This window comes from Cupriavidus malaysiensis, assembly GCF_001854325.1.
GTDB lineage: Bacteria > Pseudomonadota > Gammaproteobacteria > Burkholderiales > Burkholderiaceae > Cupriavidus > Cupriavidus malaysiensis.
This window is the reverse complement of record NZ_CP017754.1, coordinates 1612609-1627828: the sequence shown is the minus strand read 5'-3', so window position 1 is coordinate 1627828 and position 15220 is coordinate 1612609. Positions and strand designations below refer to the sequence as shown.

The following is a 15220-nucleotide window of genomic DNA, read 5'->3' as shown; positions in this document are numbered from 1 at the left end:
ACCCATGACGACCACTCCCGCCAACGCCTCCCCCAGCCACGCGAGCCAGGCCACCCGCGCCGTGCGCGGCCGCGTGCTGCACTTCCAGCGCGACCCGCAGTTCCATGAGGACGCCTATCAGTACTGGGAGGACGGGCTGCTGATCATCCGCGACGGCCGCATCGTCGCCGCCGGCGACCATGGCCGCCTAGCCGCGGAAATCCCTGCCGGCACCGAAGTGATCGACCACCGCGGCAAGCTGATCGTGCCGGGCTTCATCGACACCCACGTCCACTTTCCGCAGACCGACATCATCGCCTCGCCGTCGCCAGGCCTGCTGCACTGGCTGGAAACCTATACCTTCCCCGAGGAACGCCGCTTCGAGGACCCGGACTACGCGCGCGGCGTGGCCGGCTTCTTCACCGAGGAACTGCTGCGCAACGGCACCACCAGCGCGGTGGTCTGGAGCACGGTGCACGCCGCCTCGGCCGACGCGCTGTTCGCCGAGAGCCACCAGCGCAACCTGCGCATGGTCACCGGCAAGGTGCTGATGGACCGCAACTGCCCCGAATTCCTGCGCGACACCGCGGAATCCGGCGCGCGCGACTCGGCCGAGCTGCTGTCGCGCTGGCACGGCAAAGGCCGCCTCGGCTACGCCATCACCCCGCGCTTCGCACCGACCTCGAGCGAGGCCCAGCTGGCCACCTGTGCGGAACTGGCGCGCGCCTACCCGGACGCCTACATCCAGACCCACGTGGCGGAGAACCGCGACGAGGTCAGATGGGTCGCCGAACTGTTCCCGCACGCGCGCAGCTACCTGGACGTCTACGACCACTACGGCTTGCTGCGCCCCGGCGCCTTCTACGGCCACGCCATCTACCTGGACCAGGACGACCGCCGGCGCCTGGCCGACAGCGGCGCCGCAGTGGCGCACTGCCCGACCTCGAACCTGTTCCTCGGCAGCGGCTTCTACGACTTCCACCAGTCCGACGCCAACCGCCTCAATGTCACGCTGGCCACCGACGTCGGCGGCGGCACCTCCTTCTCCATGCTGCGCACCATGAACGCCGCGCACAAGGTGGCGCGCATGGGCGGCTACTACCTGACCGCACTGCGCATGTTCTACCTGGCCACGCGCGCGGCCGCCGACGCGCTAGGCTGGTCCGAGCGCGTCGGCAGCTTCACGCCCGGCTGCGAGGCCGACTTCATCGTGCTCGACCCGCAGGCCACGCCGCTGATCGCACGCCGCAGCGCCCGCTCCGAAACGCTGGAAGAGCAGTTGTTCGCCTTCGCGATGCTGGGCGATGACCGTGTCATCGACCAGGTCTATGTGATGGGCGAGGCTGTCTGAGAGACGCCCAAGGCACTTCGTCGCGGCATGGCGCCCCGCCGCCGCGCCATGCCCGCCCCCTGTTGACCACGGTCAACACGGCCGTCATGCAGGGCCACTAAGCTGTCGCTTCGCGCGCGGCCTGCCGGCGCGCCGGGCCAAGACCGGTCCCGGCCGCACGCCGCGCGTCACCGACCTTGGAAAAACCGCATGACCGCCAAGCTGCAAGCCCGGGCCATGGAGCCCTGTCCCGACACCACCGCCGCGCCGGCGCCCGGCGCGCGCCGGCAGGCACCGCTGCCCGAGCCGATCGCGCCCGATGCGCCGCTGCCCTCGCGCAAGATCATCCGCGGCTGGCTGATCCCGCTGGGCCGGCGCACCACGCCACTGCCGCTGGCGCTGACCCTGCTCGACACCGCGCTGTTCCTGGCAGTCCTCGCCGGCGTGGTGCTGGCGCCGCACTGGGCGGCCAAGCTCGGCCTGGGCATCCTGGCCGGCCTGATGATCGCCCGCCTGTTCATCATCGGCCACGACGCCTGCCACCAGAGCCTGACGCCCCGGCGCGGCCTCAACAAATGGCTCGGGCGGCTGACCTTCCTGCCCTCGCTGACACCGTACAGCCTGTGGGAGATCGGCCACAACGTGGTGCATCACGGCTACACCAACCTGAAGGGCTTCGACTTCGTGTGGGCGCCCTACTCGCTCGAGGAATACCGCGCGCTGCCGCGCTGGCGCCGCGCGCTGGAGCGCGTCTACCGCACCGGCCTCGGCCCCGGCCTGTACTACCTGATCGAGATCTGGTGGCTCAAGCTGTTCTTCCCCAGCAAGCGCCAGATGCCGTCCCGGCGTGCCATCTTCACCTGGGACTGCCTGCTGGTGGCCGCCTTCGGCGCGGCCTGGATCGGCGCGCTGCTGGCCCTGGCCGCGGTCACCGGCCAGTCGGCCTGGATGCTGCTGACGATGGGCTTCGTCGTGCCCTTCCTGGTCTGGAACGCCACGGTCGGCTTCGTGCTCTACGTGCACCACACCCACGCCAGCGTGGCCTGGTACGAGACCAAGGCGATGTGGACGCGCGCCCAGCCCTTCGTCTCGACCACCGTGCACCTGCGTTTCCGCTACGGCATCGGCGCCGCGCTGCACCACATCATGGAGCACACCGCCCACCACGTGGACATGAGCGTGCCGCTCTACCACCTGAAGCGTGCCCAGGCCGTGCTCGAGCACGCGCTGCCGGGCCGCATCATCGTGCAGAACTTCTCCTGGCGCTGGTACTTCGACACCGCACGCCGCTGCAAGCTGTATGACTTCAAGGCGCTGTGCTGGACCGACTTCCGCGGCCGCCAGACCAGCGAGAACTCGCCCGTTCCCGTCTGAAGCGACGGGAACGCGCCGGCGCGGGGCAGCCGCCGGCCATGGCGCCGGCACGACAGAGCGCCCGCACCGCGGCCGGCGGCGGTGGACTTGCCCGCCACGGCAACGCTATAATCCGCACTTCCATTGGGGAGTAGCCGCTCCGCCGTCACCGTCCCGCGCAATGCGGGAGCCGGAACGCGGAGGCGTACGTCAACAGACTTGACCGCTTGCGGTTATGGCGTGCGCAGCTTCCGGGACCAGGGCCTGCCATCCGGCGCGGCCCGTGCCCAGGGCCTGGCGAGACCGATGACGTCGCTTTTCCGGACAGGGCCGGGGAAGGCGTGCGTCATTGGCATCTCGCAGATGCGTCCGGCCCGGTGATCTCAAGAAAAATGGAAGCCTTCCTCGTCTCCACAGGTATCGTCGCCCTCGCCGAAATGGGCGACAAGACGCAGTTGCTGTCGCTCGTGCTGGCCGCGCGCTACCGGCGCCCGCTGCCGATCATCCTCGGCATCCTGATCGCCACCCTGGTCAACCATGGATTGGCCGGCGCGCTCGGCGGCTGGATCACCCACATGGTCGGCCCCTCGCTGCTGCGCTGGATCCTGGGCCTGGGCTTCATCGCCATGGCGGCCTGGATCCTGATTCCCGACAAGCTCGACGACGTCGAGCAAGGCAAGCCGGTGCGCGGCGCGCTCGGCATCCTCGGCACCACCATCGTCGCCTTCTTCTTCGCCGAGATGGGCGACAAGACGCAGATCGCCACCGTGGCGCTCGGCGCGCGCTTCAGCGGCGAAGTGCTGGCCGTGGTGGCCGGCACCACCTTCGGCATGATGCTGGCCAACGTGCCCGCCGTGCTGCTGGGCGGCCGCTTCGCCGACAAGCTGCCGATCGGACTGGTGCACAAGATCGCCGCCGCCATCTTCGTCGTGCTGGGCGTGCTGGCGCTGCTGGACGTCGGCGCCTGAGCACGGCACGCGCGCCGGCCCCGCCGGCGCGGAAACGTGCGCTTACAACTTGCTGTCTCACCGCCCTCCCCCTCGCCCGTTAAGGAAGCAGCACTGGAACGGCCTGGCCGCCGGCCACGCCGCCCCAGGCGGATCGAATCTTGACGAGGAGAAGGATTGATGTCGAACCAGACAACACGCCCGCGCCGGGCCATGCACGGCCGGCGCGCCGCACGTGCCGCGCAGGCGGCCCTGGCCGCGCTGGCCGCCGCCGCCGCGCTGAGCGGCTGCGTGACCGAGCGCACAGTGGTGGTGCGCGAGCCGGCGCCGCACCAGGTCGTGCGGGCCATGCCGGCACCGGTGCACGAGGACCGCGGCCCTGCCCCTGGCTACGGCTGGAACTGGGTGCCCGGCCACTGGAAGTGGGCCGGCAACGACTGGCTGTGGGTGCACGGCAAGTGGGTCGAGCAGCCGGTGGCGCCGATGCCGCCGGTGATCGTCGAGCAGATCACGGTTGCGCCCACGCCGCATGCCTTCTGGGTGCCGGGCCACTGGGTGTGGCGCTATGAGGCCGGCGGCGGCTGGGCCTGGGTCAAGGGCCACTGGCACGGCTGAGCCTGGCTGAATGTACCGCCCGCGTACCGCCCGCGTGCCGCCGCCTGCGGCACGCCCGCTGCGGGCATAAAAAAACGGGGCACGAGGCCCCGTTCAAACCCTCTCCGGCCCTGCTGCCGGCCACCCCGCGCGAACGCGGGGACGGCCGGCGGACCGTCGATCACCGATCTTCCTGCCAAGCAGCGCCCTCGCGGCGCGCGCCTGGCGCGTCGGCGCTGCCGACCCGGCTGCTGTGGCCCGCCGGGCCGGCCCGCCACCTTCAGTTCGCCGTCTTGGCGCCGCCCTCGAACCACTGGCCCAGCAGCGCGCGCTCGTCATCCGTGATCTGCGTGACGTTGCCCAGCGGCATCGTCTTCTGCTGCACCGCCTGCTGGTAGATCAGCTGCGCGTGCGACTTGATCTCGTCCGCCGAGTCGAACATGATCCCCTTGGCCGCGGTCGGCATCATCTTCGGCTGGGCCGCGTGGCACTGCACGCAACGGGCGTTGATGATCTCCTGCACCTTGGCGAAGCTGACCTGGTTGGCGGCGCCGTCGGCGTCGCTGGCGGCCACCGCGGGACGCGGCTGCGGCGCGATCATCACCGCCACGCCGGCCAGCAGGGCCACGCCCACCGCGGGCCAGGCGACGTTGATCTTGCCCTTGTGCTTGAGGATGAAGAACTGGCGGATGAAGACGCCCGCCGCCATGATCATCACCAGCACCAGCCAGTTGTACTTGAAGCTGTAGGTCATGCTGTAGTGGTTGGACAGCATGGCGAACAGCACCGGCAGCGTGAAATACGTGTTGTGCACGCTGCGCTGCTTGCCGCGCTTGCCGTGGATCGGATCCACCGGCTGGCCTGCCTTGAGCGCTGCCACCACCTTGCGCTGGCCGGGGATGATCCACACCAGCACGTTGGCGCTCATGATGGTCGCGATCATCGCGCCGGTCAGCAGGAATGCCGCGCGGCCCGAGAATACGTGGCAGGCCACGAAGGCCGCCGCCACCACGTACAGGGCCACCAGCACCCCCACCAGCCCGTCGTTCTTGCCGAAGATGCGGCAGATGCAGTCGTAGACGATCCAGCCGATCAGCAGGTACGAGACCGCGAAGCCGACCGCCGCGCCGGGCGACATGTCGAACACGTTCTTGTCGATCAGGAAGGTGCTGGCATTGAACAGGTACAGCACCACCAGCAGCGCAAAACCCGACATCCAGGTGGAATAGGACTCCCAGTAGAACCAGTGCAGGTTCTCCGGCAACTGCTTGGGCGCGAGCAGGTACTTCTGCGGATTGTAGAAGCCGCCGCCGTGCACGGCCCACAGCTCGCCATCGACACCCTTGTCCTTCAGGTCGCCGGCGGTGGGCTTGGTCAGGCTGTTATCCAGCCAGACGAAGTAGAAAGACGAACCGATCCACGCGATGGCGGTGATGACATGCAGCCAGCGCAGCAGCAGATTGGCCCAGTCGAGAATATAGCCTTCCATGACTTGTCTCCTGTTTCCCGATGCCGTCGGCTCAGCTGCCGCGGTAGGTCGAGTACGACCACGGCGAGACCAGCAGGGGCACGTGGTAGTGCGCGCCCGTATCGGCAATGCCGAAGCGCAGCGGCACCACGTCGAGGAAGGCCGGCTCGGGCAGGCTCACGCCGCGCGCGCGGAAATAGTCTCCGGCATGGAATTCGAGTTCGTACACGCCGGGGGCGAAGGCCTCGCCTTCCAGCAGGGGCTGGTCGCAGCGGCCGTCGTGGTTGGTCACGACCGTCTTCAGGGTTTCGCGGCGATTGTCGACAATTTTATGCAGAGTGATCGACATACCTTGTCCGGGCGTGCCGGCTGCCGTGTCGAGCACGTGAGTGGTCAAGCGTCCCATCCTGTCTTCCTTAGGGCTGTGGGTTGTGAGGGGCGCCGCTGCCTTCACTAGCACCGGATTGGGGAATCCGGTGCCCGCTCGGTACGTGTTTCCAACGCATCCCGGCGCTGAACCGATTGCGGGCGACGATGCGCCCGGCCGGTCCGTTTGACAAATCAGGGATAACCCGAGGAATCCGGCGGATATCCGGGGATTACCCTTGCCTGTCGAAAACATGGTTTTGTTTTGTTGACAATATTGAAGGCACAGCCAAATAATTGTCAACAATTTTCGGATCGCCATCCGCCTCCCGCAGTCCCCCGGCGGCCGCATCCCCTCCCCTTAGCTGGTGCCACGATGTCCAAGAATCTCAAGCTGATTGCCGGTGCCGAAGACACCCTTGCCCCCAGCGCGGCACGGCCCGCGCGCAAGGGCCCGGTCGAAGAGCGCATGTATCACGAAATCTACGACGCGATCATGGAGCACCGGCTGCCGCCGCGCACCAAGCTGACCGAGCACTCGCTTTGCGAAATCTATGCCACCGCGCGCCACACCGTGCGCAAGGTACTGTCGCGGCTGGCCGCCGACGGCATGGTCGACCTGGAGCCGAACCGCGGCGCCTTCATCGCCAGCCCGTCGACCGACGAGGCGCACGATATGTTCGAGCTGCGCCAGATGATGGAGCGCGCCGTGCTGGAGAAGGTGGCCGGCATGCGCGATGCGCGCGCCGTGGTGGCGCCGCTGCGCAAGATGGTGGCGGCCGAGCGCCAGGCCTTCCTCAGCCATGACCGCCCGACCTGGATCCGGCTCTCGGCCGAGTTCCACACCGCGCTGGCCGAGCTGTCGGGCAACGCGCTGCTGGTCAACATGATGCGCCGCCTGGTCTCGCGTACCACGCTGATGATCGCCAGCGTCGAAGCTCCCGGCAACAATGCCTGCTCGTTCGACGAGCACGAAGAGATCCTGGATGCCCTGGAACAGGGCGACGCCGCCCTCGCCCAGGCGCGCATGGCGCACCACCTTGGCGCCTGCGCGGACCGTGTGCAGCCCGACGAACCGGGCACCTTCGACCTTCGCAGCGTGCTGGGCCGCTCCACCTAGCGCCTTGTCGTTCCCGCCGCCGCGCCAGATGACGCGGCCTGCGCGACAAGGCCCGAATCCTGCTCATGACACAGCGTCCCCCCAGAGGGCGCGCAGTGCGGGACCGGGTTGCAGACCGCGGCGCGACGGCGTTCCCACCAAACCCAAGGAGAGGAGACACTTCGATGACTAGCGCAAGCACCACGGTCCCCACGGACCTCACCAACGAGCGGTTGCCTTCGGGCAGGCTGCTCGCGCTCGGCCTGCAGCACGTGCTGGTGATGTATGCCGGCACCGTCGCCGTTCCCCTGATCGTCGGCGGCGCGCTCAAGCTGCCCAAGGACCAGCTTGCCTTCCTGATCAACGCCGACCTGTTCGCGGCCGGCATCGCCACGCTGATCCAGGCCTTCGGGGTGTGGAAGTTCGGCATCCGCATGCCGGTGATGATGGGCGTGACCTTCGCCTCGGTGGCTCCGATGATCGCCATCGGCTCGGATCCCAACGTGGGCCTGCTCGGCATCTACGGCGCAGTGATCGCGGCGGGCATCTTCGGCATCCTGGTGGCGCCGCTGATGGGCCGCATGCTCGGGCTGTTCCCGCCGGTGGTGACCGGCACCGTCATCACGCTGATCGGTTTCTCGCTGATGCGTGTCGGCATCAACTGGGCCGGCGGCGGCCAGCCCACGGTGCGCGCGGTGATCGACGGCGTGGTCAAGGACGTGCCCAACCTCGCCTACGGCGACCTCGGCAACCTCGCCGTCGCCGGCCTGGTGCTGGTGGTGATCCTGCTGCTGACCCGCTTCGGGCGCGGCCTGGTCGCCAACTGCGCGGTGCTGATCGGCATCATCGTCGGCACGCTGGTGTCGATGGCCATGGGCAAGGTCTCCTTCGAGGGACTCAACGAAGCCAGCTACGTGGCCGTCATCACGCCGCTTCACTTCGGCATGCCGACCTTCCAGCTCACCGCCGTGCTGTCGATGTGCATCGTGATGCTGATCACGCTGGTGGAGTCCACCGGCATGTTCCTGGCGCTGGCCGACATCACCGGCAAGCGGCTGAGCAACGCCGAACTGACCAACGGCCTGCGCGCCGACGGCCTGGGCACCGTGATCGGCGGCCTCTTCAATACCTTCCCCTATACCTCGTTCTCGCAGAACGTCGGCCTGGTCACCGTGACCGGCGTGCGTTCGCGCTACGTGGCGGTGGCCGGCGGCATCGTGCTGATCGCCTTCGGCCTGTTCCCCAAGATGGCCCACGTGGTGGCCTCGGTGCCGCAGTTCGTGCTGGGCGGCGCCGGCATCGTGATGTTCGGCATGGTGGCCGCCACCGGCATCCGCATCCTGGGCTCCTGCGACTTCAACCGCAACCGCCACAACCTGTTCATCGTCGCGATCGCGATCGGCTTCGGCATGATCCCGACGCTCGCGCCGACCCTGTTCCAGTACCTGCCGAAGTGGACCGACCCGTTCACCCACAGCGGCATCGTGCTGGGCACCATCGTCGCCGTCGTGCTGAACCTCTTCTACAACGGCATCCAGTCCCGCGAGGAAGCCATGCGCCACGCTGCCGCCAACTCGCACGGCACCGAGTAGGCGCGCGGCGGCCCCGTCCGCCGTCGCGCAGCACCGGGGCTGCCCCGCGCCAGCGGAGGCCCCCGGGCTTCACCGGTGCCCGCCCGTCCTCTGATGTGAAAAGACCCAGATGAAAGACCAACACTATCCACGCGATCTCATCGGCTACGGCGGCCAGCCGCCGCACGCCCGCTGGCCGGGCGGCGCACGCATCGCCGTCCAGTTCGTCCTCAACTACGAGGAGGGCGGCGAGAACTGCGTGCTGCACGGCGACCCCGGCTCCGAGCAGTTCCTCTCCGAGATCATCGGTGCGGCGGCCTACCCCGACCGCCACATGAGCATGGAGAGCATCTACGAGTACGGTTCGCGCGCCGGGGTCTGGCGCATCCTGCGCGAGTTCGAGCAGCGCGGCCTGCCGCTCACGGTGTTCGGCGTATCGATGGCGCTGCAGCGGCATCCCGAAGTGACCCGCGCCTTCGTCGAGCTGGGCCACGAGATCGCCTGCCACGGCTGGCGCTGGATCCACTACCAGGGCCTGGACGAGAACATCGAGCGCGAGCATATGCGTATCGGCATGGAGATCATCAAGTCCCTGACCGGCTCGCTGCCGCTGGGCTGGTACACCGGCCGCGACAGCCCCAACACGCGCCGGCTGGTGGTGGAGCACGGCGGCCTGCTCTACGACTCCGACTACTACGGCGACGACCTGCCGTTCTGGACCGAGGTCGCGCTGGGCAACGGCGAGAGCAAGCCCCACCTGGTGGTGCCCTATACGCTGGACACCAATGACATGCGCTTCGCCACCGCACAGGGCTTCAACACCGGCGAGCAGTTCTACCAGTACCTGAAGGACGCCTTCGACGTGCTCTATGCGGAAGGCGACCCGGCCGGGCTGGACCGTCCCAAGATGCTGTCGGTCGGCATGCACTGCCGGCTGCTGGGCCGCCCTGCCCGCTTCCGCGCGCTGCAACGCTTCCTCGACTACGTGCAGGGCCACGACAAGGTCTGGATCTGCCGCCGCGTCGACATTGCCCGCCACTGGGCCGAGCACCATCCCCACACTTCCGCCAAGCAAGCATGAGCCAGACCTATACCCTGAAGCAGTTGAACACGATGCCCGAGGCGGAGTTCATCGCCGTGCTGGGGGGCATCTACGAGCATTCGCCCTGGGTGGCCCAGGGCGTGGCCGCGCGCCGGCCGTTCGCCAATGCGGCCGAGCTGGCCGACGCCATGCGCGCCGAAGTCGACGCGGCCGGCGATGCCACCCAGATCCGCCTGGTGCGCGCCCACCCGGAACTGGCCGGCAAGGCCGCGGTGCGCGGCGAGCTGACCGCGGAGTCGACGCGCGAGCAGAGCGGCGCCGGACTCGACCGCTGCAGCCCCGAGGAATTCGCCCGCTTGCAGGCACTGAATCAGCGCTACAACGAGAAATTCGGCTTCCCCTTCATCCTCGCCGTGCGCGGCTACGACCGTGCCGGCATCATCGCGGCCTTCGGCGAGCGCGTGGAAAACGAGCCGGCGGTCGAGTTGCAAACTTGCATCAACCAGATCCACCGCATTGCACAGTTCCGCTTGAACGACTTAGTATCCGGCTGAACCAAAAAACGCATCCTGCATCAGCGAGCCAGAAGAACGAACAAGGAAGCCGCCGGATCCCCATCCGATGCCATCCAGGCGGCCGAATCAGAAGAAGAACCCTGCTGGGTCCAGCACACACAGAGCGTTCCGAAACAGGATCAACCACGGAGGTCTTTACCATGCAGAAGCAGTTCACGCCGGCCCTCAAGCTGGCAGCCTTGGCCGCAGCCCTTTTCAGCGGCACCGCGATGGCCCAGTCCAGCGTCACGCTGTACGGCCAGGCCGACATGTTCGTCGGCGGCGTCAAGAACCCCGGCTCGACCAACCGCGCCTGGGTCGCCAACTCCGGCGGCATGCAGACGTCGTACTGGGGCATCAAGGGCACCGAGGACCTGGGCGCCGGCACCAAGGCCATCTTCGACCTGAACGGCTTCTTCCGTACCGACCAGGGCGCGATGGGTCGCTTCAACGGCGACACCATGTTCAGCCGCAATGCCTTCGTCGGCCTGCAGAACGACAAGTACGGCACGGTCAAGCTGGGCCGCAACACCACCCCGTACTTCGTCTCGACGATCCTGTTCAACCCGCTGATCGACTCCTACGTGTTCTCGCCGATGGTGTTCCACACCTACTTCTCGGCGGCCAACAGCAAGGTCTTCGATCCCGGCATCGTCGGCGATTCGGGCTGGAACAACTCCGTGCTGTACTCCACGCCGAACTTCGGCGGCCTCACCGCCAACTTCATCTATGCCTTCGGCGAGCAACCCGGCGCCACCGGCAGGAACAAGTGGGGCGGCAACGTGATGTACTTCAATGGTCCGTTCGCCGCGACCGTGGCCTTCCAGCAGGTCAAGTTCGACAGCGTGCCGGGCGACCTGACCGCCTCCAGCAACGCCTTCCTGACCGGCTTCGACAAGCAGACCGCGGTACAGGGCGGCGCATCGTATGACTTCAAGGTGGTCAAGGTGTTCGCCCAGGGCCAGTACATCAAGACCAATGTGAACACCAACGCCTTCGGCGACATCAAGCACACCAACGGCCAGATCGGCGCCTCGGTGCCCATCGGCGCCGGCAACCTGCTGGCTTCGTACGCCTACGACAAGACCACCAACAGCCAGAGCAGCTTCAAGCGCAACACCTTCGCGCTGGCCTACGACTACAACCTGTCCAAGCGTACCGACGTCTACGCCGCCTACTACTACGACAAGATCACCGGCATCGAGCAGGGCGACACCTTCGGCATCGGCGTGCGCCACAAGTTCTGACGCGCGGCGCCGCCCGCCACGCAAGAAAGCCCGCCTGCCAGCGGGCTTTCTTGCTTGCGGCCGGCCCGCGTTCTAGTTGCGCAGCGCCCGCACGAAGGCGGCCACGGCCGCGCCGATCTCGTCGGGACTGTCTTCCTGGATGAAGTGGCTGCCCCGCACGGTGACCTCGCGCTGCCCGGGCCAGCGCCGGCACAACTCGCGCTGGCGTCCGGTGAGGATCGAGCCCGGCTCGGCGTTGACGAACAGCTTGGGCACCGGACTGCCGGCCAGCCAGGCCGCATAGTCCTCGACCACCTGGACCACCTCGGCCGGCTCGCCTTCGACGGGAATCTGGCGCGGCCAGCTCAGCGTCGGCCTGCGGTCCTCGCCCGGCTGCGCGAAGGGGGCGCGGTAGGCCGCCATCTCCGCCTCGCCCAGCGGACGCAGCACGGAGGCCGGCAGCACGCGCTCGACGAAGGTGTTCTTGTCCAGCACCATCTCTTCGCCAGCCGGCGAGCGGAAACCCTGGAACACGCGGCGCGCGCTCTCCGGCCAGTCCGCCCAGGTCAGCGGTGCAACGATGGCCTCCATGTAGGCGATACCCTGCACGCGCGCGGGATGCTGCCGGGCCCAGTCGAAACCCAGCGCCGAGCCCCAGTCATGCAGCACCAGCACCACGCGCTCGCCCAGGTCGAGCTGGTCGAGCAAGGCGAACAGGTAGTCGCGCTGCTCGGCGTAGCCGTAGCGCTGCGGGCCGGACTGCGGCAGCTTGTCGGAATCGCCCATGCCGATCAGGTCGCAGGCGACCAAACGGCCCAGGCCGCGGCAATGCGGCATCACATTGCGCCACAGGTAGGACGAGGTCGGGTTGCCGTGCAGGAAGACGATGGGATCGCCCTCGCCGACGTCCTGGTAGGCCATGCGGCTGCCGTTGACGATGGCGTACTGCTTCGGGGCAAAGGGGGCTGGGCTCAATGGCACGGGGTCTCCTTCATGCTGGGGTGGCAATGCAGGCTGGGCGCGCAGCGGCCGCGCTTCGGCGCAGGTCCATGTGTCGCTCCGCCCGCCGGCGCATGCGATGCCTCAATCACATAACCTGCCGCGACGGCAGGCTTACGCCGGAGCACCTGGCGTGGACACCGCCCCATCATGACAGAGTGCGCCCGCTATATTTCCTGCGCCCTGCCCGTACTCCGGGCATCCCGCGCTTTCCCGCCGCCCAGCCCCGACATTGACACTTCGTCAGCACCTGACATAAAGTCCAAACCATGGAACGAGACGACGAAAACCGCCTGTTGCTGCGCGAGGCACGCAAGATCGTGCAGGCGCTTGGCGAGACGCTTGCCCCGCTGGTCGAGGTGGTGTTGCACGACCTGACCCGCCCGGAGCATGCGGTGGTGGCCATCGCCAACAATCTGTCGGGCCGCCAGGTCGGCGAGCCGGCGACGGAGATCGGCCTGGCCCGCATCACCGACCCCGGCTATCCCGAGGTCATCCAGAACTATCCCAACCAGTTTCCCGACGGCCGGCCGGCCAAGAGCACCTCGATCGGCCTGAAGAACAGCGGCGGCGAATACGTGGCCGCCATCTGCCTGAACCTCGACACCTCGCTGCTGGGCGCGGTGACGGCCAGCCTGGGCCAGTTGATGCAGACCCGCAGCGGCGGGCCGCCGCTGCGCGAAGCGCTGGCGCCGCGCAGCGCCGATGAAGTGCGCGCCGCACTGGAACGCTTCGCCGCCGCGCGCAACACCACGCCGCTGGGCATGACGCTGGCACAGCGGCGCGAGGCCATGCGCGAACTGGCCGACGCCGGCCTGCTCAACCTGCGCCGCGCCTATACCGAGGTGGCCCAGACCCTCGGGGTCGCCCGCTCCACCGTCTATACCTACCTGCCAACGGAAGATCGCCCATGACCGCCCTGCCCATCACCTTCGATGACGTCTCCGCCGCCCACGAGCGCATCCGCGGCGCCGCGCACCGCACACCGGTGCTGACTTCCACCACCGCCGATGCCGCCACCGGCGCCACGCTGTACTTCAAGTGCGAGAACTTCCAGCGCATGGGCGCCTTCAAGTTCCGCGGCGCCTACAACGCCATCGCCCAGTTCACGCCGCAGCAGAAGGCCGCCGGCGTGCTGGCCTTCTCCTCGGGCAACCACGCCCAGGCCATCGCCCTATCGGCACGCCTGCTCGGCGTGCACGCGGTGATCCTGATGCCGGAAGACGCCCCGGCAGTGAAGATCGAGGCCACGCGCGGCTACGGCGCCGAGGTCGTGCTGTACGACCGCTACAAGCAGGACCGCGAGGCGCTGGCCGTGCAGCTGGCGGCCGAGCGCGGCCTCACGCTGATTCCGCCCTATGACCACCCGCACGTGATGGCCGGCCAGGGCACGGCGGCCAAGGAACTGTTCGAGGACGCCGGCCCGCTCGACCTGCTGCTGGTCTGCCTGGGCGGCGGCGGGCTGTTGTCGGGCTGCGCGGTGGCGGCGCGCGCGCTGCATCCCGGCTGCCGGGTGATCGGCGTCGAGCCCGAGGCCGGCAACGACGGCCAGCGCAGCCTGCGCAGTGGCGAGATCGTGCATATCGAAACGCCCAGGACCATCGCCGACGGCGCACAGACGCAGCACCTCGGGCAGTACACCTTCCCGGTGATCCGCACGCTGGTGGACGACATCGTCACGGTCAGCGATGCCGAGCTGGTCGACACCATGCGCTTCTTCGCCAGCCGCATGAAGATCGTGGCCGAGCCCACCGGCTGCCTGGCCGCCGCGGCGGCGCTGCAGGGCAAGGTCGACATCCGCGGCAAGCGGGTCGGCGTCATCGTGTCGGGCGGCAACGTCGACATGGTGCGCTTCGGGCAGTGGATGCAGGACCAGTAAGCACGGCGACGGCGGCTGTCCAGCCGCCCCGCCGCCCCGCCGCCTGCATCCGGGCGGCTTCTTTTTTTGCCCCTCCTTGAGCCTCACGCAACGTGAGGAACCAGCCACGCAGGACAAGATCCGCACCGCACTGGCCGCGGAACCCGGCTTGACGAAGGGCACCTGGATCGACGACCTCCTGCTGGACTACCTGCGCCAGGCCGTGGCCGCGCAGAGCGAATCCGGCCAGGACTGACAGCCGGAGGCAGCATCCGCGGGGGTGGGCTGCGGCCCCGCCGGCCACGTCGCATGCTGCGCCGCAACGTCCTTAGCATCGCAATCGCGCGGGATCGAAAGCCGTTGCTCCATAGTCCGATTCAATTGGCGACCCTTCGCCACCCTGCCTAGATTGGTTACCCGGGCATTGAATCGCCAATAGACGACGGGAGCGTCTTGTCCGCCTGCGGGGGCGACATCAAGGCGCGGCGCATCCCGCCTCCCCCCGGAATAACCATAGCGAGGTGACACATGCGGCGCTACGCCAAGAGCAGATCGGAGCTGATGTCCATCCTGAACCAGTGTCTCGAGAACAACCCGGAATGCGGAGAATGCGAGTTGCATGCGATGCGGGAGCACCAGCCCGACCACACCGGCTGCAACTGGAGCGCTGAAGTCGACTTTCCGCAGGAGCCGGTCGACAACCTGCCGCGGCGCCTGGCGGCAGCCCGCTCCATCATCGTGGTGATGCGCGAACAGTACAACCTGCTGCAGTAAGCTGTTGCAGCAGGCGCGGCGGAAGCCGGACATGAAAAAGCCGGACCCCCGGGGTCCGGC

The 15220-nt window shown here is 68.0% G+C and carries 16 protein-coding genes and 1 riboswitch; of the genes, 13 read left to right on the top strand and 3 right to left on the bottom strand.

The genetic code is table 11. From position 1 onward, the window contains the following. The first annotated feature begins 4 nt into the window (after positions 1-4). The 4 genes from guaD to BKK80_RS07045 all read left to right on the top strand — a co-directional run bounded on the left by guaD (position 5) and on the right by BKK80_RS07045 (position 4224). Positions 5-1330, top strand: a complete 1326-nt coding sequence (gene guaD / locus BKK80_RS07060; RefSeq protein WP_071068778.1) for a guanine deaminase — start codon at positions 5-7, stop codon at positions 1328-1330. A 216-nt stretch (positions 1331-1546) separates the two neighbouring features. Beyond that, positions 1547-2683, top strand: a complete 1137-nt coding sequence (locus tag BKK80_RS07055; RefSeq protein WP_071016212.1) for a fatty acid desaturase — start codon at positions 1547-1549, stop codon at positions 2681-2683. A 105-nt stretch (positions 2684-2788) separates the two neighbouring features. Continuing rightward, a riboswitch (yybP-ykoY riboswitch) is annotated at positions 2789-3001 on the top strand. 53 nt (positions 3002-3054) lie between these two features. Next, positions 3055-3630, top strand: a complete 576-nt coding sequence (locus BKK80_RS07050) for a TMEM165/GDT1 family protein (protein ID WP_071011833.1) — start codon at positions 3055-3057, stop codon at positions 3628-3630. A gap of 159 nt (positions 3631-3789) precedes the next feature. Beyond that, positions 3790-4224: a YXWGXW repeat-containing protein gene (locus tag BKK80_RS07045; protein ID WP_071011832.1), complete on the top strand. Its 435-nt coding sequence runs from the start codon at positions 3790-3792 to the stop codon at positions 4222-4224. 259 nt (positions 4225-4483) lie between these two features. Here BKK80_RS07045 and BKK80_RS07040 read toward each other — a convergent pair whose 3' ends face one another. Together BKK80_RS07040 and uraH are read right to left on the bottom strand one after the other, a co-directional pair. Further along, on the bottom strand, positions 4484-5692 hold the full coding sequence (locus tag BKK80_RS07040; RefSeq protein WP_071011830.1) for a urate hydroxylase PuuD: 1209 nt from the start codon (positions 5690-5692) through the stop codon (positions 4484-4486). 31 nt (positions 5693-5723) lie between these two features. Continuing rightward, on the bottom strand, positions 5724-6077 hold the full coding sequence (uraH, locus tag BKK80_RS07035) for a hydroxyisourate hydrolase (RefSeq protein WP_071011828.1): 354 nt from the start codon (positions 6075-6077) through the stop codon (positions 5724-5726). A 336-nt stretch (positions 6078-6413) separates the two neighbouring features. Here uraH and BKK80_RS07030 point away from each other — a divergent pair, with 336 nt between their 5' ends. From BKK80_RS07030 to BKK80_RS07010, 5 genes are all read left to right on the top strand, one after another. Beyond that, positions 6414-7157, top strand: a complete 744-nt coding sequence (locus BKK80_RS07030) for a GntR family transcriptional regulator (protein WP_071011825.1) — start codon at positions 6414-6416, stop codon at positions 7155-7157. 164 nt (positions 7158-7321) lie between these two features. After that, the gene (locus tag BKK80_RS07025) at positions 7322-8728 is read left to right on the top strand and encodes a nucleobase:cation symporter-2 family protein (RefSeq protein ID WP_071011824.1); all 1407 of its coding nucleotides are present in this window, start codon (positions 7322-7324) and stop codon (positions 8726-8728) included. Positions 8729-8837: 109 nt separating this feature from the next. Beyond that, complete coding sequence (gene puuE / locus BKK80_RS07020; RefSeq protein ID WP_071011822.1) at positions 8838-9788, top strand: allantoinase PuuE; 951 nt, start codon at positions 8838-8840, stop codon at positions 9786-9788. Further along, positions 9785-10303, top strand: a complete 519-nt coding sequence (gene uraD / locus BKK80_RS07015; RefSeq protein WP_071068777.1) for a 2-oxo-4-hydroxy-4-carboxy-5-ureidoimidazoline decarboxylase — start codon at positions 9785-9787, stop codon at positions 10301-10303. The genes puuE and uraD overlap by 4 nt, the downstream gene beginning before the upstream one ends. 161 nt (positions 10304-10464) lie before the next feature. Further along, positions 10465-11550, top strand: coding sequence for a porin (locus tag BKK80_RS07010; RefSeq protein ID WP_071011818.1), 1086 nt, complete (start codon positions 10465-10467; stop codon positions 11548-11550). A 72-nt stretch (positions 11551-11622) separates the two neighbouring features. Here the strand turns inward: BKK80_RS07010 and BKK80_RS07005 are convergent, their stop codons facing one another. Beyond that, positions 11623-12510 carry a haloalkane dehalogenase gene (locus BKK80_RS07005; protein ID WP_071068776.1) on the bottom strand — a complete coding sequence of 296 codons (888 nt, stop codon included), beginning with the start codon at positions 12508-12510 and terminating at the stop codon, positions 11623-11625. Positions 12511-12797: 287 nt separating this feature from the next. Here BKK80_RS07005 and BKK80_RS07000 point away from each other — a divergent pair, with 287 nt between their 5' ends. From BKK80_RS07000 to BKK80_RS06990, 4 genes are all read left to right on the top strand, one after another. Continuing rightward, the gene (locus BKK80_RS07000; RefSeq protein ID WP_071011815.1) at positions 12798-13442 is read left to right on the top strand and encodes a helix-turn-helix transcriptional regulator; all 645 of its coding nucleotides are present in this window, start codon (positions 12798-12800) and stop codon (positions 13440-13442) included. Beyond that, positions 13439-14407 carry a threo-3-hydroxy-L-aspartate ammonia-lyase gene (locus BKK80_RS06995; RefSeq protein WP_071011813.1) on the top strand — a complete coding sequence of 323 codons (969 nt, stop codon included), beginning with the start codon at positions 13439-13441 and terminating at the stop codon, positions 14405-14407. Before BKK80_RS07000 ends, BKK80_RS06995 begins: the two co-directional genes overlap by 4 nt. 76 nt (positions 14408-14483) lie before the next feature. After that, positions 14484-14642, top strand: a complete 159-nt coding sequence (locus BKK80_RS36275; RefSeq protein WP_157903166.1) for a hypothetical protein — start codon at positions 14484-14486, stop codon at positions 14640-14642. A gap of 272 nt (positions 14643-14914) precedes the next feature. Then, the gene (locus tag BKK80_RS06990; protein WP_071011811.1) at positions 14915-15160 is read left to right on the top strand and encodes a hypothetical protein; all 246 of its coding nucleotides are present in this window, start codon (positions 14915-14917) and stop codon (positions 15158-15160) included. Positions 15161-15220: the final 60 nt, after the last annotated feature.